Source organism: Azoarcus taiwanensis (genome assembly GCF_012910885.1).
GTDB lineage: Bacteria > Pseudomonadota > Gammaproteobacteria > Burkholderiales > Rhodocyclaceae > Azoarcus_F > Azoarcus_F taiwanensis.
Map to the genome: position 1 here is coordinate 1 of NZ_WTVM01000314.1, position 405 is coordinate 405.

General features: G+C 72.3%; 1 protein-coding gene. It reads left to right on the forward strand.

The window, feature by feature from the left end; translation table 11 throughout:
* The coding region (locus GPA21_RS20505; protein ID WP_211163764.1) for a type II secretion system F family protein at positions 1-405 on the forward strand (405 nt) is incomplete at both ends.

Genomic DNA, 405 nt, shown 5'->3' on the forward strand with positions numbered 1-405 from the left:
GGCCGGGCGCATGCTGTGGGGGGCGGTGTGTGCCGGCGTGGGGCTGTGGCTGGCCGACACCTTTGGCCTGCCCGGGGGCGCCTTTGCGGGGGCGGGTTTTGCGCTCGGCTTCGTGTTCCCCGCGGTGTGGCTGCGCGATCGCATCGAGGCACGCCGCCGCCTGACCTTCAAGGCGCTGCCCTTCATGCTTGATCTGATCACGCTGTGTGTGGAGTCCGGACTCAATCTGAACAGCGCCATCGCCCAGGCGGTGGCCAAGGGCCCGGCCGGCCCGCTGCGCGACGAGTTCGCCCGGTTGCTGCGCGACGTGCGCGCCGGGCGCGCCCGTGCCGAGGCGCTGCGCGAGATGGCCGCGCGTCTGGACATGGCGCCGGTCTCGAACTTAGTGGCCACCCCCATCCAGGC